17 protein-coding genes, 1 tRNA gene and 1 pseudogene are annotated in these 20,222 nt (G+C 34.7%); 6 read left to right on the forward strand and 13 right to left on the reverse strand.

The genetic code is table 11. The features are described 5' to 3' along the window. Nucleotides 1-6 precede the first annotated feature (6 nt). The 3 genes from porT to ACXR6G_RS02800 all read right to left on the reverse strand — a co-directional run bounded on the left by porT (nt 7) and on the right by ACXR6G_RS02800 (nt 3,822). Nucleotides 7-756, reverse strand: a complete 750-nt coding sequence (porT, locus tag ACXR6G_RS02790; RefSeq protein ID WP_458359872.1) for a type IX secretion/gliding motility protein PorT/SprT — start codon at nt 754-756, stop codon at nt 7-9. Nucleotides 757-807: 51 nt separating this feature from the next. Then, entirely contained in the window at nt 808-1,527 is a 720-nt protein-coding gene (gene ubiE, locus ACXR6G_RS02795; protein ID WP_458359873.1) for a bifunctional demethylmenaquinone methyltransferase/2-methoxy-6-polyprenyl-1,4-benzoquinol methylase UbiE, read from the reverse strand. Nucleotides 1,528-1,665: 138 nt separating this feature from the next. Continuing rightward, on the reverse strand, nt 1,666-3,822 hold the full coding sequence (locus ACXR6G_RS02800; protein ID WP_458359874.1) for an AIR synthase related protein: 2,157 nt from the start codon (nt 3,820-3,822) through the stop codon (nt 1,666-1,668). A 341-nt stretch (nt 3,823-4,163) separates the two neighbouring features. Between ACXR6G_RS02800 and ACXR6G_RS02805 the strand changes: the two genes are divergently transcribed. Genes ACXR6G_RS02805 through ACXR6G_RS02815 form a run of 3 tightly spaced genes read left to right on the forward strand, consistent with a single transcriptional unit; the run spans nt 4,164 to nt 6,810 of the window. Then, nucleotides 4,164-4,925, forward strand: coding sequence for an SDR family NAD(P)-dependent oxidoreductase (locus ACXR6G_RS02805; protein ID WP_458359875.1), 762 nt, complete (start codon nt 4,164-4,166; stop codon nt 4,923-4,925). Between the two features lie 49 nt (nt 4,926-4,974). Then, the gene (locus ACXR6G_RS02810) at nt 4,975-5,538 is read left to right on the forward strand and encodes a hypothetical protein (protein WP_458359876.1); all 564 of its coding nucleotides are present in this window, start codon (nt 4,975-4,977) and stop codon (nt 5,536-5,538) included. Nucleotides 5,539-5,586: 48 nt separating this feature from the next. Next, nucleotides 5,587-6,810 (forward strand): hypothetical protein, encoded by a 1,224-nt coding sequence (locus ACXR6G_RS02815; RefSeq protein ID WP_458359877.1) that lies wholly within the window; start codon nt 5,587-5,589, stop codon nt 6,808-6,810. A 331-nt stretch (nt 6,811-7,141) separates the two neighbouring features. Here ACXR6G_RS02815 and ACXR6G_RS02820 read toward each other — a convergent pair whose 3' ends face one another. Next, on the reverse strand, nt 7,142-8,860 hold the full coding sequence (locus tag ACXR6G_RS02820) for a BamA/TamA family outer membrane protein (protein ID WP_458359878.1): 1,719 nt from the start codon (nt 8,858-8,860) through the stop codon (nt 7,142-7,144). Nucleotides 8,861-9,106: 246 nt separating this feature from the next. Here ACXR6G_RS02820 and ACXR6G_RS02825 point away from each other — a divergent pair, with 246 nt between their 5' ends. Together ACXR6G_RS02825 and gap are read left to right on the forward strand one after the other, a co-directional pair. After that, nucleotides 9,107-9,235: a hypothetical protein gene (locus tag ACXR6G_RS02825; RefSeq protein WP_458359879.1), complete on the forward strand. Its 129-nt coding sequence runs from the start codon at nt 9,107-9,109 to the stop codon at nt 9,233-9,235. Nucleotides 9,236-9,455: 220 nt separating this feature from the next. Next, entirely contained in the window at nt 9,456-10,463 is a 1,008-nt protein-coding gene (gene gap / locus ACXR6G_RS02830; RefSeq protein ID WP_458359880.1) for a type I glyceraldehyde-3-phosphate dehydrogenase, read from the forward strand. Between the two features lie 145 nt (nt 10,464-10,608). Here gap and ACXR6G_RS02835 read toward each other — a convergent pair whose 3' ends face one another. Next, complete coding sequence (locus ACXR6G_RS02835; RefSeq protein WP_458359881.1) at nt 10,609-12,243, reverse strand: ABC-F family ATP-binding cassette domain-containing protein; 1,635 nt, start codon at nt 12,241-12,243, stop codon at nt 10,609-10,611. A gap of 224 nt (nt 12,244-12,467) precedes the next feature. Here ACXR6G_RS02835 and ACXR6G_RS02840 point away from each other — a divergent pair. After that, nucleotides 12,468-12,552, forward strand: a tRNA-Ser gene (locus ACXR6G_RS02840). Between the two features lie 406 nt (nt 12,553-12,958). Here the strand turns inward: ACXR6G_RS02840 and ACXR6G_RS02845 are convergent. The 8 genes and pseudogenes from ACXR6G_RS02845 to ACXR6G_RS02880 form a co-directional block, all read right to left on the reverse strand. Then, nucleotides 12,959-13,753 carry an RNA-directed DNA polymerase gene (locus tag ACXR6G_RS02845; protein ID WP_458359961.1) on the reverse strand — a complete coding sequence of 265 codons (795 nt, stop codon included), beginning with the start codon at nt 13,751-13,753 and terminating at the stop codon, nt 12,959-12,961. 201 nt (nt 13,754-13,954) lie between these two features. Beyond that, on the reverse strand, nt 13,955-14,113 hold the full coding sequence (locus ACXR6G_RS02850) for an HRDC domain-containing protein (protein ID WP_458359962.1): 159 nt from the start codon (nt 14,111-14,113) through the stop codon (nt 13,955-13,957). Nucleotides 14,114-14,419: 306 nt separating this feature from the next. Then, on the reverse strand, nt 14,420-15,478 hold the full coding sequence (locus tag ACXR6G_RS02855) for an SUMF1/EgtB/PvdO family nonheme iron enzyme (protein WP_458359882.1): 1,059 nt from the start codon (nt 15,476-15,478) through the stop codon (nt 14,420-14,422). Between the two features lie 1,372 nt (nt 15,479-16,850). Continuing rightward, the gene (locus ACXR6G_RS02860) at nt 16,851-17,159 is read right to left on the reverse strand and encodes a hypothetical protein (RefSeq protein ID WP_458359883.1); all 309 of its coding nucleotides are present in this window, start codon (nt 17,157-17,159) and stop codon (nt 16,851-16,853) included. Nucleotides 17,160-18,433: 1,274 nt separating this feature from the next. Continuing rightward, nucleotides 18,434-18,709, reverse strand: a pseudogene (locus tag ACXR6G_RS02865) (group II intron maturase-specific domain-containing protein); the annotation flags it as partial. Between the two features lie 21 nt (nt 18,710-18,730). Beyond that, on the reverse strand, nt 18,731-19,399 hold the full coding sequence (locus ACXR6G_RS02870; RefSeq protein WP_458359963.1) for a reverse transcriptase domain-containing protein: 669 nt from the start codon (nt 19,397-19,399) through the stop codon (nt 18,731-18,733). Then, nucleotides 19,383-19,655 carry a hypothetical protein gene (locus ACXR6G_RS02875; protein ID WP_458359884.1) on the reverse strand — a complete coding sequence of 91 codons (273 nt, stop codon included), beginning with the start codon at nt 19,653-19,655 and terminating at the stop codon, nt 19,383-19,385. Before ACXR6G_RS02875 ends, ACXR6G_RS02870 begins: the two co-directional genes overlap by 17 nt. 5 nt (nt 19,656-19,660) lie before the next feature. Next, nucleotides 19,661-19,843, reverse strand: a complete 183-nt coding sequence (locus ACXR6G_RS02880; RefSeq protein ID WP_458359885.1) for a hypothetical protein — start codon at nt 19,841-19,843, stop codon at nt 19,661-19,663. Between the last annotated feature and the right edge of the window lie 379 nt (nt 19,844-20,222).

Genomic DNA, 20,222 nt, shown 5'->3' on the forward strand with positions numbered 1-20,222 from the left:
GTATGTCTACTCAAAATGAAACGAAAGTGTCACCACATTCGAACTCATTCTGTTTATAGATTCGGTGTAAAAAGCTGCATCTGGATTATCTTTATCTAAATTATGATTCAAGATATCCTGAAGACCAATAGAAAGTTTAAGTTCTGTAGCGAACTTGAAGTATGGTAAATAAAAGTCGATACCAGCTCCCAACTCTAAACTAAAGTAGTTAGGCTTTAAACTGACCATGACATTATTATCTGGATCTAAATGACTAGGAGCCTGCACATCCATTTTGTAGCTAAAACCTCCAACCAAATAAGGTCGGAAATTATCAAGCCTCTTTGCTCTGTACTTCAATAAAAATGGCAGGTTTATTACGACACTCTCTTGAATCGATTCTTCTGGTGAAATTTCAGATAATGGCGTTTCATCTAAAGAAATTTCTAATTTGTTATACCCTGAATATAAAATCAATCGTTCTCCAAACTCTAGCCCTGGTTGAAAACGTAAAGAGAAATTCTCATGCAATTTCAAATCAGCAACAATTCCTACTGAAAAACCAGGTGTAAAAGTCACTTGTTCTGCACGAGTCTTATCTTTAGCAGAATTACGAATGGCATAGTCCATCGCATTTAGTCCTAAAGTAAAACCAAAATGCAGTCGTTTCTGATCAACTTTTTGATTATTTAAGATACGTCCTGAACGATAAATCCCTTGAGAGAATATATAATTAGACGAAAAAAGGAGCAATAATATAATAAGTACTTTCTTCAAACTTGAATGTGTTGTTTCAATAAATAACCGGATAATTAAAATATTATTGTTCTATTTAGTTCCAATATAGATCGAGGCAATACCAAAACTTAATCTTTGTTCCTTTACCGTATTGAAACCACAAGATTTACATATCTGAACAAATTTATCTCCATCAGGGAAATTTTCTACTGATTCAGGCAAATAAGTATAAGCAGATACGTCTTTTGAAACGATCCTTCCCCAGAAAGGAAGAATTTTGAAAAAATAGAAGTTATAGACTTGCTTAATAGGAAACTTGCGTGGTTTTGAAAATTCTAAGACAACAAGCTTGCCTCCTTTATCCAACACACGATACATCTCGCTAATTCCTTTTTCTAAGTTTTCGAAATTTCGAACCCCAAAAGCAACAGTAATGGCATCAAATGAATTATTATCAAACTGAATATTTTCAGAGTCTCCTTCGAAAAGCTGTATTTTATTTTCTAATCCTTTTTTAGCAATTTTCTCACGACCAACAGCCAACATTTCTGTCGAAATATCGATACCAACAACCGAATCAGGATTCAATTTTAAAGCTGCAATAGCAAAATCGCCTGTACCTGTTGCAATATCGAGCATACGTTTAGGCTGATGAGAATAAAGTAGTTTTATGGCTTTTTTTCGCCATAACTTATCTATTCCAAGAGAAAGAAAATGATTCAAAAAATCATATTTCCTAGCTATATTATTAAACATCAGCGCAACCTGTGCTTTTTTCCCTTTATCTAAATCTTTATATGGATTGACCACTAAAATATATTTTCTTAAGATTAATAAATCTGATTATTGAGATTCTCTAAAAAACTAGAATTGAGAAACCAAACGCAAATATATTAATTGTCAAGACAAGCCAATTACAAAACGTACTTTTATTTACATGATTCCTAATCAATCAAAAGGAGAACTTAATTTAAAATCGGTTTTATAATCATCAATAAAACCAAAAGGGATATCATCAATACGCAATTCGCCCTTGGTAACATGCCCCAAAGTTGAAAAAGACAAGCCATACTCCATCATAGCATCAATAAAATCATCTTCATTTTCCATTGACACAGAAACTACAACTCTAGACTGAGATTCTCCAAACAGGAAGGCATCTTTTCGGACTTCTGCTGGCGAAGTGATATCAAAACCAAAGCCTAATGGCATGGCAGATGAGACTAAATTGAAAAACAAACCTCCTTCATCTATACTATGAGCTGAGACAATCAATTTTTGCTTAATCAGTTTCAGAATACAATCATTCACTTTTTTCTCTTCGTAAAGTGAAAAGTAAGGAATTCCCTCTGAAACCCCTTTTCTAATACACTGCAAATATTGTGATCCAGCAATATCATTATGAGACTGCCCAATAAGAAAAATCATATCACCTTTCTTTCTATAAATATAAGATGTATGATCTTGTGCTGAATCTAACATCCCCATCATACCTATGACTGGTGTTGGCTGAATAGGGATTCGAATCCCCTCAATGGTACTTTCATTATAGAAACTAACATTACCGCCTAAAACCGGAATATCATAGAATTGACAAGCTTCAGATAAACCCGTAACAGATTCTACCAGTTGAGCGTAAACTTTCTCATCTAACAGACTTCCAAAATTCAAACAATCATTAATCGCTATAGCTTTTCCACCTGAACATGTAATGCGACGTACAGCCATTGCCATATTAATTTGTACCCCTACAAAAGTGTTAGATTTGCAATAGTTTGAATTCCCGGAAATAGTAAAACACAGTGGATTCGTATTCTTATCATAGAGCACAATTGCATCAGAAGGTGAGTGATTTTCTTCTATTTGGTTATGCAACTGAATGTGTGATTTAACTCCAATATTTTTATCTTTCAACAAGTGCTTAATCAATTTCCAATAGTCATCTGGTTCAGGAATACTCCCTAGAAGATCTCTATGATTACTTTCAGTTGAAGGTATGTATTTTCTCTTTTCTTGAGGAGCTGTGTAACCCATTACAAGGTCTTCTGCAAAAAACTCTGCAACCACATCATTATCATCGAAGAAAGTTAAGGTCTTATTCTCTACTATAGTTCCAATTTGTGTGCAAAGAACTTCAGATCTATTGAAAACATGTCTAACATCTTCAATCTTTGTTTGATCGACAACAATCATCATTCTCTCCTGAGTTCTAGATAACATGACTTCTTCTACTGACAAATCATCTTTAGATAAAGGTATCTTATTCAACTCAACATCAATACCATAATCAATTTTAGCACCAATAGCCGAGCAGGCACTGACTAAGCCTGCAATATCCATATTTTCAACAAATAGCAAGGCATTCTGCTCAGTTAATTCGAGGATTGCTTTTATCATTGAGCTTGATAAAACGGGATTACTTTTAGCAACTGAACCTGTTCTATCATCTACAGCAATACCATCATTATTCGTTAAATTTCCAACAATAAACACGGCAGCACCAACACGAATATTTCTATTTGAAATAAGATGATCTTTATGTACTAGACCTGCAACCAATACATTTACGATAGGATTGCAATTAAAACAAGAATTGAAACGGATTTCACTATTGATATTTTTGACGTATTGTAAAGACGAGTAGTCGTAAACACCTTTTTTAACCTCTTCCATCAACCATTGGGTGCTTTCAAGATCCTGATTACCAAACCGAAATGAATTCAGAGAAATAATTGGTTTTGCACCAAGCGATGCAACATCACGAATAACATCGCCAACACAAGTAGCAGCACCTTCATATGGATCTATACCAGATGGATGATTATGACTACCCATTTTAAAAACACAGCACATATCATTGCCAATATCAACAGCACCTGAATTTGCCACTCCAGCTCCAACAATAACCCGATCCCCTTCAGTAGGTAAAGATTTCACCCATTGATAAGAACTTTTATACGAGATTCTTTCAGCCCACATGGCAGAATAAATAAGCAACTCCAATTCATTAAGTTCTCGACCTAATTTCATTGATATAGAATCTAAAATGTCTTTATAAGCTTCTAGTTCTTCCGCAACCTTTAATGTATTCGCCTTGTTTTTCATGTGTTTCTAATTTTTATATTAACAGCACATAGAAGTCACCACGCTAACTCTTAGTTAATCATGGTTCATTTCATCTGATTCCCAATTATTCTTTGTCAACAATTTTAACTTGATTAAAATATATACTTAAAAAAGATCAAAACGCATTTGAGTATTTATCGATCCATACAGTAACACCTATATTACCCATTGCTTGATGATTAACTAAATTTATAAAAAAATAATGAACACTAACATCAATTAGATACTTTGTTTCTAAATTTAGAGCTGAAAAAATCGAGTTCTAAACTTAATACTGGTAGAACTAAAGACATTCTTTAAAACACAACAAAACTCAGAGTATGAACAAAATAGCTTTAGTAACGGGTGCTTCAGCAGGAATAGGTGAAGCTTGTGCGTTAAAATTAGCCGAAAATGGATTTGACTTAATTATTGCTGGCAGGCGTGAAAAAAACATTGAAAATCTCGCTAATAAAATTCAAAACATCTATAAGAGAGAGGTATTTAGTCTTTGTCTTGATGTTAGAAACTACAAAGAGGTAGAAAAAACAATAAATTCTTTACCTGAAAAATGGAAAAATATTGATGTTTTAGTCAACAATGCAGGTTTAGCCGTCGGTGTTTCTCCTATTGAGCAAGGCGTTATAGATGATTGGGATCGAATGATCGACACCAACGTTAAAGGTCTTCTTTATGTGACACGCTGTGTAAGTCCGCTAATGGTTACTCGCAAGAAGGGATTAATTGTCAATATTTCTTCTATCGCAGGAAAAGAAACGTATCCTGGTGGAAATGTCTATTGTGGTACAAAACATGCAGTAGAGGCTATTACTAAGGGTATGAGAATTGATTTATTACCACACAATATTAGAGTTAGCTCAATTGCTCCTGGCATGGTTGAAACTGAATTCTCTCTTGTTCGTTTTAAAGGTGATGAAAGTAAAGCTGAACAAGTCTATGACGGATTTCAACCATTAAAAGCTGAAGATATTGCTGAAAGCTTGCTTTTTATCGCAACGCGTCCTGAACATGTTTCAATCAACGATATTCTTATTATGCCTTCAGCTCAGGCATCGGCAAGAGATGTGAATCGTAAATTATAAAGACCATCTATATTTTTTAAGTATCTTTCGTAATCAATAAAATTGCATTATGGACAAATTGAGCAATTGCAATATAAAACGTAACAAGAAGCTTCTCGTTTCAGATATAATTAAATTCTACGAAACAAGAGGCTATACACTCGTTGATGCGAATGCATATGGAATGACTTTGAAAAAGGGATCATGGTGGGGAAACTTAACTTCACTTAATCCCTTAAATTGGAGAACCATAGTTAGACTTGATGTCATCAAAGTTGAAAAAATGGATTACGATCTTTTTGCCCAGTATAAGTTTAGCTCAGTAGGCCAGTTTTTATCTACTAAAACGAAATTATTCTTCTCAAAAGAAGCTGAAGCATTTACCGAAGCCATGCTTAATTTCAAAGTTGACATTGATGAAATAGAACAAATTGGGAAGGAAGCTAGTGTTGAAAACTCAAAAAACATGTTTTCAGCACTTTTAATGGGAATCCTTATTGCCTTTCTATTAATTTTTGCACTAAGAATATACTTGCCACATGATTTGTCAATTGTGGCCAATTCAGGAATTACTCTTCTGAGTATTGTTTTCTGTAATTATATACTTAACCGACCAAATAAAACCGAAAACTAACACAATCGAAAACAAAACCACAGTTTTTGACTACCAACTAACATAAGAATGAAATTCATAAAACACTTGACAATTTTAAGCTTCCTTTTAGGATTTGCTTATGGTTCTTCTATGGCTTGTACAACAGCCGTAATTTCTGGCAAATCGACAAAAGATGGGCGTCCAATATTGTGGAAACACCGTGACTCTGAAAGTTACCAAAACAAACTACGCCTTTTTAATGATGGCGCTTTTACTTACGTTGGATTAATTAATTCTAACGATAACAAGGGTGATCAAATTTGGGGAGGGAACAACGAATTTGGCTTTGCGATTATGAACTCTGCTTCTTTTAACCTTAGAGAAGATAAAGATGCCAAGTTTAAAGATCAAGAAGGTATAATTATGAAAAAAGCCCTACAAACCTGCAAAACAATAGACGATTTTGAAAAGCTACTTGCTAGCTTACCTAAGCCAATGGGCTTAGAAGCAAATTTTGGAGTCATTGATGCAAAAGGTGGAGCAGCCTATTTCGAAACAAATGACAATGCCTTCGTCAAGTTTGATGCAAATGACAATAAAGTAGCTCCTAATGGTTATATCATTAGAGCAAACTATTCTTTTACTGGTCGAGAAAACGAAGGTTATGGCTACATACGCTATATGAATGCTGAAAAAGAATTCTTTGCAGCAGCAGGAACCAATCAACTAGATCCGACTTTCATTCTTAAAAACCAATGTCGATCACTTGAGAATTTCCTAACAGAAGACGATGTTAAGTCATATCAGAACTTATCCGAGAATCAAAATAATTTTATCGTTGTTAAAGACTGTATCAACCGTTACATCTCAACTTCATCTTTTGTTATACAGGGAGTTAAAGACAATGAAGATCCTAAACTAACAACCATGTGGACCTTGCTTGGTTTTCCTCTTGCATCAGTCGCTGTTCCAACTTGGAGTTTAAACAATGTGGATTTACCAGAAACTGTTCGCGCTGAAAATGATAAGAATGCAGAATTGTGTATCAAAACCTTAGAATTGAAGAAGAAATTCTTTCCTGTATCAAGAGGTGCTGGTGAAGATTACATGAATACCACTGCAGCATACAACAAAGAAGAAACTGGAATCGTTCAGCAATTAGAGAAAACTGAAAATCAAATTCTTCAATTAAGTCAAGAGAACCTTAAAAAATGGAGAAAAGAAGGAGTCAATAAGAATGAGATGAAAGCTTTTTATCAAAAAGTAGATGAGTTAATTAAAACCAACTACAAAACTCTTTTTGAACTATAGATTACAAGCTAAGCCCTAAAAGGCTGATAGAGATAGAAGCACTCACTTTTAAGTGGGTGCTTTTTTTTATTGAAATAAAGCGAAGGGAAACCAAGAGGAAATCTGAAGCCCACCTGCCTTAATATAAATGCAAATATAAAATAATTACAAACGTTTGCGCTATGTTTAAGAACTTATTTTCAAGACATAACAAACTCAAAACTTATGACTAGTTTTGACTGTTGATTTTAATTCAAAGTACTGATTAAATCGCGACTAATAATTTGAAGTTTGATGTTTAAAATGGCTGTTCACTCCAGTGTACAGCCATTTTTGAATTCTATCCACTCAACTAGAATTTAGCAATAAAACCAAAATGTATTTTAGCAGATTTAAAATCGGTAGATTCATCGTTTTGCTTTCCCAAAGCATAGTTTAAAGTGAATAAGCCAGATCCTGCAGAAAAATTTAAACCAAATCCATAACCCATGGGATGATCTGACATTATCTTTTCTTGGATCTCTTGCTTATACCATGCCAAATCATAGAATAGATAAATACTTGTATTTCGACTAGGAACAAATTGAAATTCCTGTCTGGTAAGTGCGTATTTTGAAGCTCTAAAAGAATCTTCGTTAAAGCCTCTGACACTCTTCATTCCTCCCAAACGATATAAATCATTTTCAAAATAATTGACTCGCTCCATCCATGCAGCCATTACTTGCCAATGATATACAAATTTCGAGGCTAAGGGTATGTAGTTTTTAAGACTCAGGGCGCCTTCAAAGATCTTCGTTTTTAAATCGATATTCTTATATAGCTCGTCTGGAATATTGATATTCCTCTTAATTTTATTTTCACCACCCGATATATCCAGAATCCACTGCCATCCTTTAAGGGGATTATACCTCCTGTCCAATTTCTCATATTCATATTGAAAACCCAACAAGTTCGACTTTGAATCGGCAAAATCAGGCAATACCGTTAGGCCAGCAAAATGCTTGGAAGAAATAAGATTAGATGACTTCAATTGATAAAATAAACGGACTACACTGTTACCGTTCTGCTGAAAATTGAGCCCCAATCTTAAATTTGTATTCACATAAGTACTATCCTGTTTCAAGAGCTGAAATGAAAAATCAGTGCCAAGCTTTGAGTTAAAAATATAGGGATAATGGAAAGCAAGTTTCAAATTCTGGCTACTCTCTTCCATCTTTCGCCAATTAAACTGAATACGTTCTCCCCTATGAAATGAATTGACCAAATCCAGATTCACTTCACCAGTGAGTTCTAATTTTTTCTTCTCTTTATTGTTCTGAAACCCAACAATCCCATCAAAGCGATTTGCTGATTGTTTTTTTAAATAGTTATGAACCTTGGCTACTCCATCGAAAAATTCAAGTTCAGATGGTTTTATTTCTGATAGAAAATCAAGTTTTGCCATCAATCTAGAAATCGATTCAAACTTTTCTTCACTATACAATTGATCGGGTTTTATGCTCAAATGATTTTCAAGAAATTTGCCATGAACTAAAGCATCCCCTTTTACAAGCATACTATCCCAAACGATTCGCTGGTTTGGGTTTAAAGAACAAGTTCCTCTTATTTCACCATTATCAATTCTAATATCAGTTAAATTTAATGTAGCAAATGGATATCCATGGTCTGAATAATAGTCCAGTATAACAGACTGCTGTTCTGTTCCACCTTTGAAAGAATATACTGCTGAGTGATTCACTCTTAATTCAGGCAGTCCCTCTCCTCTATTTTTATCAATAACTAAATTTAAGTCCTTCCATACATATGGTTTTCCAATATGAAAAACCGCATATAGCGTATCAGCTATTTTATAGGTACTATCTACATTCGTTTCAAGGTAACCCTTCTCAATAAAGTAAGACTTTAATTGCTCTACTTTTAAACTCAAGTTCTTCACATCATCAAACCGATAATGCCTTAACTTTTTAGCTTGTTTTTCAAAAATTGGAAGATCACTCCCTTTCAACTTTATATGATGAACTTGTTCTTGGGAAACTAAAATACCAGATGTCACCAATGACAAGATTAACATTAAAGGGATCTTAAACAGAAATAGGTATTTTAAATTGAAGTATGTTATATCTAATTTTAACAAAATAAAGTTATTATTATAGATGATTAAAATCAGATTCAAAAATGGATGATAATTTCTATAGTTACAAGAATATCATTATCTTTTACAAATTATTGAACAAAATTGCTTTGTTTTTCTTTAATAAACCATAAGTCTAAACTAATAAATGTTAAATTTGCAATCTGATTTGAAATAAATAACGCTATGAAAAAACTACTTTATGCACTATGCCTACTTCTATTTGTAGGAACAGTTTTAAGTTCTTGTGCTACCGATAAAAAATGCCCAGCTTATTCTAAAGTTGAAACTCAGAAAACATTGAAATCGGTATAAAGAACAAAAAATCTCATAAATTGAGATTTTTTTTTGCTTTTATTTCAACTAATTGCAATCGTTACAGATTCGCATAACAAACTGACCAACAACAAAGAAACTCTTTCGTGTTATCAAGAAACACATGATTTTTTTTCACATTTCCCTCTCGTTTTCTTATTTATTTCTATACTTTTGCATACAAGAAACAAAGGGTTTATTAAATTAAAACTTTATACAAATGTCAAAGATTAAAATTGGTATCAACGGATTCGGACGTATTGGACGTTTCGTATTTCGTCAGGCTGTTGCTCAAGGTAACATCGAAGTCGTAGCTATTAACGACCTTTTAGATGTAGATTACATGGCTTACATGTTAAAATATGATTCTACTCACGGAAAATTCAACGGTACTGTTGAAGTTGTTGATGGTCAGATGATCGTTAATGGTAACACTGTTCGTGTTACTGCTGAAAGAAATCCAGCTGATATTAACTGGGGTGCTGTTTCTGCAGAATACGTTGTTGAATCTACAGGTTTCTTCTTAACTAAAGAAACTTGTCAAGGTCATATCGATGGTGGTGCGAAAAAAGTTGTAATGTCTGCTCCTTCTAAGGACGATACACCAATGTTCGTTATGGGTGTAAACAACAAAGAATACACTAACGATCTTACTTTCGTTTCTAACGCTTCTTGTACAACTAACTGTTTAGCTCCTGTAGCTAAGGTCTTGAACGATAACTTCGGTATTATTGAAGGTTTAATGACAACTGTACATGCAACAACAGCTACTCAAAAAACTGTTGACGGACCTTCTGCTAAGGACTGGAGAGGTGGACGTGGTGCTGGTCAAAATATCATTCCTTCTTCTACTGGTGCTGCTAAGGCTGTAGGTAAAGTAATTCCTGCATTGAACGGTAAACTAACTGGTATGTCTTTCCGTGTTCCTACACCTGATGTATCTGTAGTTGACTTAACTGTTCGTTTAGAAAAAGGAACTACTTACGAAGCAATTTGTGCTGCAATGAAGAAAGCTTCTGAGAACGAATTGAAAGGTATCTTAGGATATACTGAAGATGCTGTTGTATCAAACGATTTTATCGGTGATACTCGTACTTCTATTTTCGATGCTACTGCTGGTATTCAATTATCTCCAAACTTCGTAAAAGTTGTTTCATGGTATGATAATGAAATGGGATACTCAACTAAAGTATGTGAGTTAATCCAATACATGGATTCAGTAAAGTAATCTACTGAAAACAATATTTCAAAAAAGGCTATCCTACTGGATGGCCTTTTTTTTTGTTCCATGATTTACAAAATATTGATATATAAAAAAAGCTTGTAGAGATTAACTCTACAAGCTTTATGTTATTCTAAAAATGAATTCTTTCTTACTTCTTTTCTAACTCAGTAAGATGCTCCATTTTTTTGTTCTCAAGAAATTCAGATATTCCACACAAGTGTTCTTTCACTTTCTTGTTCCCAAATTCATAGACCTTATCAGCCAAACCATTTAGGAAATCTCTGTCGTGAGAAACAAGTATTAATGTGCCATCGAAGGCCAATAATGCATCCTTTAAAATATCCTTGGTTTTTAAGTCAAGATGATTTGTAGGCTCATCCAGAATCAGAAGGTTAACTGGCTCGAGCAAAAGCTTAATCATTGCAAGTCGGGTACGTTCCCCTCCTGAAAGTATTTTAACCTTCTTAGTTGAGTTATCGCCTCCAAACATAAAGGCTCCCAACATATCTTTAACTTTCGTTCTGATGTCGCCAACAGCAACATCGTCAATTGTTTGAAAAACAGTTAGGTTTTCATCCAATAATGAAGCCTGGTTTTGAGCAAAGTACCCAATCATGGTATTATGCCCTAAGGTTAGATCTCCGGTGTAGTCAATCTCATCCATTATGGCTTTTACCAAAGTCGACTTCCCCTCACCATTTCTACCTACAAAGGCCACTTTCTCTCCACGCTCTAGCGTAAATTTAGCATCAGCAAAAACTAGATTATCGCCATAAGTTTTACCTAAACCATCAGCAATAACAGGATAGTTACCTGATCTAGGTGAAGGTGGGAATTTCAATCGTAAAGCTGAATTATCTTCCTCATCGACCTCTACAATAACCATTTTCTCGAGCATCTTTTCACGAGATGACACTTGGTTGGTTTTAGAGTATGTCCCCTTAAACCTATCAATAAAAGCCTGATTATCAGCTATAATTCTTTTTTGCTCTTCGTAAGCTTTTTGCTGATGAAGACGTCTATCTTTTCTTAGTACCAAATACTCTGAGTAATTTACCTTGTAGTCGTAAATACGCCCCATGGTTACCTCAATTGTTCTGGTGGTAATATTATCTACAAAAGCACGGTCGTGAGAAATCACGATCACAGCTTTTCCTGAATTTTTAAGAAAGTTTTCAAGCCACTGAATCGATTCAATATCCAAGTGATTCGTTGGCTCATCCAGAAGAATTAAATCGGGCTGACGCAAAAGAATTTTCGCTAGCTCAATTCGCATACGCCATCCACCACTAAACTCCGCAGTTGGACGAGTGAAATCCGCTCGCATAAAACCAAGACCAAGCAAGGTTTTCTCAACTTCAGCATCGTAATTAATTTCTTCAATAGAATAAAATATCTCACTTAGAGCCGAAACACGTTCAATCAACTGATAATATTCATCAGATTCATAATCTGTTCTTGACCCCATCTGTAAATTCAAATCCTCAATCTCTTTTTCCATTTCAAAGATCTTGGAAAAAGCTTGAGAAGCTTCCTCAAATACAGTTCTTGTATTATCAGTCATCAAATGCTGCGGCAAATATGCAATTACAGCGTCTTTAGGAGCACCAATTCGTCCACGAGTAGGTTTATCAGCACCTGCTATAATCTTCAACAGAGTCGATTTCCCAGCCCCATTCTTGCCCATTAGAGCAATTCTGTCCTTCTCGTTAATAACAAAGGAAATATCTTTAAATAAGGTAGTGCCACCAAACTCTACCGCCAAACCATCAACTGAAACCATTCTTCTTATTTTTAGACTTACCAAACCATAATCTGCAAGTCATATTTATTTTCAAGCTGCAAAGATATAAGAGATAGCCCAAAACTATTATTATAAAGAAGATTTTTACATATAAGATTGAATGACAAAGCTAAGACTCTTATTTACTTTGCACATAATTAGATTTCTGTCTATTCTAGTTTTGTAAAGCCAATTTTTCTTCTACTTTTGTTGTCTCAACATCTGGAGGGATGACAGAGTGGCCGATTGTGCATGCTTGGAAAGCATGTGTGCCGCAAGGCACCGGGGGTTCGAATCCCTCTCTCTCCGCTTTATGTCACAAAACCCACTGATTATCGGTGGGTTTTGTTGTTTAGGGGAATTAATCGGGGAAAGTAAAATATTATTACTCTTTAGCAAACACTAATTCTATTTTAATACTTTATATTCTTTCAGCCTAGTTATTATTACGAAACAAACCATTGAACTTTCGGTTTGCACCTACTAGCTCAACAGTTTCAATCGACTATTTGTCCACAACTTAATATGGAACAGGAATAATAATCTGTTCACAATAAGAAATCCATCTTTTATTGTGAGCTAGTAATAGACGAAAAACGTTATTGTTATTGTTGCTATTGCTCGGGTTGTTGTCATTACGATTAGCAACACGGCAGTTGTTCGCATTGTTGTTCCAACTACCACCACGCAAAACACGGTTAGAGCCCAACGATTATTATCCTAAATTATGAAATAACTCAGATCTTAACGCTTTTGTATCGGCATGATACACAAATGCTAACAAAGGCAATATGTGCTGTTGATATTCGGTTTGCGACCATATATTTTTCTTAAATTTATATTCGTACAATTTAGTTTTACTCACAAAGCGTTTTTTACTGCTATGGGTTAATGTGGTTTTATTCAGATACAAACGATAACCTAAAAATGATAAACCATGCTTATTGGTATTTAAAACAAATGTTTTCAAGCTTAAATCAAGCTCCTTTTCTAAATAGAAAATTACAGATTTACTTGCATTTAATAAGTCAGCTTTATTATTACTCCACAAAACCATATCATCCATATAGCGCACATAGGCAGAAATCTTCAATTGCTGTAAGATATACCTATCAGCAAAAGAAAGATAATAGTTGGCAAAATACTGACTCGTTAAATTACCAATAAGAAGTCCCTTGCCCACATTTATACAATAGCTGTCAATTATTTGTTCGAAAATTGCCAATAACAGCATGTCCTTATACTTTCGTTGAAGCATATCTTTCAGCACCATATAGTTAATGCTAGCGAAATATTTTCGCACATCGAGTTTCAGATAAAAAAGATGTTTTTTGTGATTTATTGCTGCTTGATGCAAAGCCGCATAAGTGCCTTTATTTATTCGAGTAGCATAACTATGGAATATTTGTTGTTTTTCGAATACCGAATGACAAATATTCATTAATGCATGATGCAATACTCTTTCAGGGAATGATGCAGCACAAATAAGCCTTTCTTTGGGGTTGTATATTTAAAAAAAACTATAATCCCCAACAGAAATCTCTCCCGAAACAATAGTCCTTTTTAGGCATTGCAAATTACTATTAAGCTTGTCTCTAAATTTTACGACCTCTTGATTTATTGACTTTCCCCTTTGCGCTTTCCAAAATGCTAGGAGCAGATTTTCGTAAAATCTACTATTTCAGCTATCAAATTCCCTATACGTTTCAATCTATTTTAAAATTAATTCACCAAATTTTTCCACCTTATTTTTCCCTACACCTCCTATTTTCAGCAAGTCACTTACATTTGCATATTCAAGTTTTGTTATTTCGGCCAACTCAGCATCCGTAAAGACAGCATAGGTTGGTATTGTTTGTTTTTCGGATATCGCTTTTCATTTTCTCGTAATTCGGAAAAACGCATAAAATCGCAATCCGACAATATTTCCTTGTAATCAATTTTTATTGAAGGCTGTTTTCTAAGCTGATTAACATTAGTATAAATATACTTTGCTGAAAACACAAAACACCGCAGCTCTCCGTTTTTATAACATTTTCCAACACATTCAATATTTTATGAGCTCGCAAAAAACTATTCATCTCTTCTTGTTGGCTTCCATTATCAGATAAGGATATACTAAATAGTTTTATCTGCATGATTTGATATTTTCAGGTTGGTATTTTTAGTTCACTTTTTATTGAACTAGTAACAGACGAAAACCGCCATGGTGGCTGCCCTGGCTCGGGGAGTAGTTAAAACGATAAGCAACACTGCAGCTGTACGGACTGCCGTACCAACCACCACCACGCAAAACACGGTAAGAGCCAGATGCAGGACCTGTAGGATTGGTTACAGCATCGCTACCATAACTACCATACCAATCGTTACACCACTCCCATACATTACCAGCCATATCGTAAATACCAAGTTCGTTTGGTTGTTTTGTACCTACTTCGTGAGTTTTACTACCTGAGTTAATATTATACCAAGCCACATCGCCAATTGTATTGCTACCCGCATAAGTGGTGGCTGAGCCTGCCGAACCCCCACGTGCTGCAAATTCCCATTCTGCCTCGGTAGGTAGGCGGTATGTTAAACCTGTTAGCTCGTTTAACTTTGTTATAAAAGTTTGTATAGTGTTCCAACTTACCCGTTCAACAGGTAAATTATCGCCTCTCCAATTTGATGGGTAACTACCCATTACCGCTACCCATTGTGCTTGCGTCACCTCGTACTTGCCAATTGCAAAACTACTAAGCGTTACTGTATGGATAGGTTTTTCACTATAACTATAGTTACTACCCATTTGGAAAGTGCCGCCTTGTACGGCTACCATTTCTATATCGGTTAAGGTACTGTTTGTTTTAGTAGTAAAACTAAATATAGAGCTTGAGGAACTTGCTCCTTTAGTATCTTTAGCAATAGCTTTCCAGTAATAGTTTGTTGAGTACTGCAAATCATTCAACTGGTACGAAGATGTTTTAAGATTAGATACCTCAATATTATCATCAAGCTCACCTTGTGATTCTGAAAAGTAAAGGTTGTATGATACTTCATCCTTTTCGGGATCTACACTATCGCCCCAATCCAGAGTAATACTGCTTTCCTGCTCAATAGCTTCATCGGCAGGAAATTTAAGATTCGGCGCAGATGGAGGCGTATTTTTCACATCATCATCATCATCTTTACTACAATTGGTAAAATTCATGATACTCCCAATAAAAAACATTAATAAAATAAATCTGGTTTTCATAGGTTCAAAATAAAGATTACTATAGGATTACCTTACTAATAAGTTAATAAAAATTAGTCATTTTATAAAATAAAGTTGATGAAAAGTAGAGTTTATTTGTTAAACATCGAACATCTGATATAGATGGCAATAACAATCAACGCTCCACTTTGAACGATTAAGACCAATTCTGCCGTTTGCTTTTAGTCTAACTTTATCCCGATAACGAGACAAAACACAGGAATAAACAAGAAGCTTAAAAACTCCTTGTTTTTATGTTGCTATCGGGTTAACAATATCGCTTTCCAGCCAAAATTCTCACAACTGTTAACGAATAGTTCTTCAGGTATTTCATATCTATTCTATTTTACAAAAGATGATATAACTAATAAAATATGAGATATTATGAACACTTTTATTATCTTTGATTCACTCGCAAATGAGAACATCTTTATAAAAAGCAAAGCAATCAAATAGTTGCAGAATTTGGTGTAATGAAAAATTGTTTACAAGGCTAAAATATTGTATCACAGTATACGGAAATAGGATAGTTCATGATCCTCTCTCTCCGCCAGTATTTAAAGGCAAAGCAGCATTTTAAATGTTGCTTTTTTTTATATTACATTTTTTGGTTGCAACATAGTTGCAACAAATTTCTCACACTTACGCCTTGAAAATGAAAAGCTGCCACACATAGCGAAGCAGCTCATATAATTACTAATATCTTTTAAGCATGAAATTCCAATAATATTTTTTGAATAAAACAATGCTAAGAAAAAGATTTAGATGCCTTGAGTTTAGTTTATTTTTAAATTTTACGGATGAGTTATTGAAAGAAATAATTGAAGACTATAACAAATAATCCTAATGATTTAAAAACCAGCCAGAATCGTATTCTAAGGAATTAGTTACTAAGTGTAATATCAGAACTACCATATTTTGAACAATTGCCCAAACCATCAGTAGCAAAACTGATAAAAACTAGTACTCTTAAAAAAATGTATTTTAGAAAAATATTGAAATGGAGATTGTATATTCAAAGAAGAGGGAGTATTATACATTTCAAAAAAACACGCAATCAAGCTACTTATCCAGATAAGGTACTTCATTATAAAATGCTAATTATTTCAGAATAAATACTGTTATTCCACTACAACATTTGGCAGTGAATTATAAAATACAAATCCTCAAACTAAGACCTGATCCATTAGTTATTGCCCATACGATGTATTGGATTTTTATGCAAATTCCTTCAAACTCAGCGTTATTGTCGGGAAGATAATCTTTATTTTTTATCCTATAAAGCTTCTACGAGTCTCATAATCTTGTCTGAATTAGAAATCCCAAGAATTTGATAATTGATCTCTGGACTACTACTACTCGTTCCTTTATATTATACAATAAACAAACAATTTATAAGGCTTCGAACTTTCTTTTTCAACAGGAACTTCAACCCTTTGTAAAGAAATAGCATGCTGATATCCTTCAATCTGGCATTCTCCGCCTGGCAGGAAAAAATTGCATCTTTATCCGATACATTCTGTATTAAGACATCAAGTATTACCCATTGACCTCCAGGTCCAATAGGGTTTTCTAATGGTTCAGAATTTACTTCAATCCCAGTAATATCTCCAACAAGAGATAATCCTATCAGAAAATCCAAAAGTTCAATAACTTCTAACTCTTCATCAGAATCTCCCATTCCTGGAATTTATTCAGACTCATCGCTATGAGACCTACTTTTTTCACAAGAGATAAATACACCTGAAAATAAAAATAAGGCAATAATTGTTAATATTTTTTTTTCATGATAAGAACTTTTATGAAATTAATTATACTTAACATTAACTATCATTGGTGATAGTACAGAATTGAAAATTATGTCCTTATATCAACATTGATATATTAGAGAGGGATATTTTAAATATAAATTTCAGTAAGTCCATTTAAGAAGGATTTGTGCTTCTCTGCTCAAAAAAGTTTATATGGAATAGCCATGCATTTCGAAAGTTCTTCTAACAGTTTAAAAAGGATTGAGTTCTGAATCTCAACTGCATTAAACTACCTAGCTTACATTGTTCTCACCATTAATGTACACAAGTTTGTTATTGATTTGTCATAACTAATAGAACAGCTTGTAAGCTTTTTCATTAGTTGGATAGTATTTATATAGTACTTGAATTTATAGTGATTGCACGGGAGTCTTATTACTTAAGATTTTAAAAGCTGATATCTATTTATCCCAGGTGATTGTTTGTGAACACCCCCATGGAATAATATTTCAGGTCTGCAATCCAGACCCTAGTTCGTTCTAGGCTTTATATTCTTAATCTAGGGCCTGACACCTATATTCTAGTATAATATTCTGAGCCTATCAAACGTCAATATTTACACATAAAGACGATCTGTCACTCATTGCCCTTTGGGAAACACTTTTTTGATGATCAGGTTCATATCATGGGCCATATCCAGTCAGATGTCACTGACTATCCTTCACCTACCTGTAGATAATTAATCTAGTATTGATGCAATAATTTCACTAGAATGAATTCCTCAGCACATATCAACTATTGAGCTTTCTTGACCTACGAATCTTGTTGGTTATATATGGAGAATAACTCACCCTGGGATAATGACAGTTTTGTAAATCGCCAAACACAAGCTTAAACTCATTAATATAAACCAGTTAGTATTAAGAATACACCGATTGTTTCCAGCCCTAGAAACCGATTGTATTATTTTTGCATTGAGGTTGAAAATTTCGCCCATCTTCACCTAAATAGTATTCAAGACTCTGCCAGCACCATTTTTTTGTCCGCTTACAACGAAGGGAATTATAATCAAAAAACAAAAGAAGAAATCTGTTTCTCATAGGTGCTTTTTAAATGGCTTACGGTTCGTTGTCGAGTAGGCAAAGGGAGTCTCACCCTAAGCCTCTCACAGAACCGTACTTGATAGTCTCCCATCATGCGGCTCTTATCGTATATAAATCGGATTACAAGTTGAATAGAAAAGTTCAACTTCCAATGATAAAAACAAATATGGAAACAGCTTTCTTATTCGTTTAAGCCACGCATACGCGCGGCAAATACTATTCTTATAACGTTTGTACTTTCGTCGTGCCCATCGAACCAATCGACTGTTTAGTAAGCGGAAAATATGATGCATTTCCCACTTGGGGAATTTACCGTAATAATTAAGCCAGCCCCTTATTTGAGGATTAAGCCGTTGTGCTATTCCCACAATGCTTCTACACGTTTTACTTTCTGCTAGCTAAATGGCTACCTTTTCAGCTATCTCCTTACGTGAAGAAATGCTGATTGCGCAACCGTAACCATGAAAAAGGCTACCTGTTTTCTGCGATTTACTACTGCGTGGCTGAAAACTATAACCTAAGAAATCTAACTTGACATTCTTATGTTTCTCTTGCTTGCGGTAATCTCTACAATAAACCAGTTTGGTCTTTTCGGTATGCAATTCAAGATGACATTCTGCCATCCTTTCGTACAATTTATTCAGCAGCCAATCTGCTTGTCTTTTGGTTCTACAGTGAATTATTGCATCATCAGGATAACGCTCAAATTTCACATTGGAATTTAGATTCTCTAACCATTTATCGAAAGCATAATGTAGAAACAGATTCGCCAACAATGGACTTATAACTCCACCCAGTGGTGTGCCTTTTCCCTGTTTTTGTATCAATTCTCCGTTTCTTCTTTCAACAGGCATTTGCAACCATCTTTCGATATACAGACACGCCCAGTTCTCGGGTACGTGCTTTCGTACCGCTAGCACCAGTTTTGCATGATCAATATTATCGAAAAACCCTTTGATGTCTAGATCAATTATCCAATCGTTTTTCCAACAATTACGCTGAACCTCCTCTAATGCTTGATGGGCATTACGATTGGGTCGATAGCCATAACTATTGTTGCTGAAAATTGATTCTAATTCTTAGATCTAAATAATTCTTAACCACTTGTTGACCGATGCGATCGGCAATAGTAGGAATCCCTAGCTTACGCATGCTGCCATCCTTTTCCGGAATTTCAACCTCTTTTACTGGCGGTGGAAAATAGCTCCCCGATGCCATTCGATTCCAGAGTTTGTAGAGTTTGTAGAGTTGTTGCGATCGGTCCGATTCAAATTCATCCCAACCCATATCATCAACTCCAGCACTTCCTTTATTGGATTTCACTTGCTTTAAGCATTCAATATCATGGTACGACTTATAGGTATCGATTTTGTTTCATTCCATAGATTCATCCTCTTATCGAGTTGATTTCTGTTATAAAACCATACGACTCTATCCCTTTGCTCCACTTCCATTACAGAAATTTCAACGCTACTACGGATAGATCCGTACCTGTTGTTGTTGTTGTACATTGCTATTCGGCCTATAAGTTGTACTTATTGCGCCTTTCACTTTACATTACAACACAGGTTCCCAAGTTCCTTATCTGAGCCTAAATAGAAGTCATGCCACCTGAACACCGTCTGCCGTACAAGCAATAAACAGGCCCCCCTTACACTTGTCATCCCATAATATACTTTGCGACTTTTGACAGAATATTACCACTTCTCGACACCTCATCAGTGGTTCACTTTCGTTCATCTCTTCTATTAATACCTGCTATACTCATGGTATAGATTCTCCTAAACGCTCAATACAATGGCTCTTTACCAAAGCTCCTTTAGGTGGTTTAAAGCCCTCTCCTGCAAGACGACTCTGGTGGGTCGATTCCACCATCTCAAATAAAGCATG

Source organism: Ancylomarina sp. YFZ004 (assembly GCF_054254355.1).

Coding starts and splice junctions, on each gene's coding strand:
- ACXR6G_RS02800 (WP_458359874.1), bottom strand. CDS start 3,822: ATGAAAAACAAGGCGAATACATTAAAGGTTGCGGAAGAACTAGAAGCT.
- ACXR6G_RS02805 (WP_458359875.1), top strand. CDS start 4,164: ATGAACAAAATAGCTTTAGTAACGGGTGCTTCAGCAGGAATAGGTGAA.
- ACXR6G_RS02810 (WP_458359876.1), top strand. CDS start 4,975: ATGGACAAATTGAGCAATTGCAATATAAAACGTAACAAGAAGCTTCTC.
- ACXR6G_RS02815 (WP_458359877.1), top strand. CDS start 5,587: ATGAAATTCATAAAACACTTGACAATTTTAAGCTTCCTTTTAGGATTT.
- ACXR6G_RS02820 (WP_458359878.1), bottom strand. CDS start 8,860: ATGTTAATCTTGTCATTGGTGACATCTGGTATTTTAGTTTCCCAAGAA.
- ACXR6G_RS02825 (WP_458359879.1), top strand. CDS start 9,107: ATGAAAAAACTACTTTATGCACTATGCCTACTTCTATTTGTAGGAACA.
- gap (WP_458359880.1), top strand. CDS start 9,456: ATGTCAAAGATTAAAATTGGTATCAACGGATTCGGACGTATTGGACGT.
- ACXR6G_RS02835 (WP_458359881.1), bottom strand. CDS start 12,243: ATGGTTTCAGTTGATGGTTTGGCGGTAGAGTTTGGTGGCACTACCTTA.
- ACXR6G_RS02855 (WP_458359882.1), bottom strand. CDS start 15,478: ATGAAAACCAGATTTATTTTATTAATGTTTTTTATTGGGAGTATCATG.
- ACXR6G_RS02860 (WP_458359883.1), bottom strand. CDS start 17,159: ATGGGAGATTCTGATGAAGAGTTAGAAGTTATTGAACTTTTGGATTTT.
- ACXR6G_RS02880 (WP_458359885.1), bottom strand. CDS start 19,843: ATGTACAACAACAACAACAGGTACGGATCTATCCGTAGTAGCGTTGAA.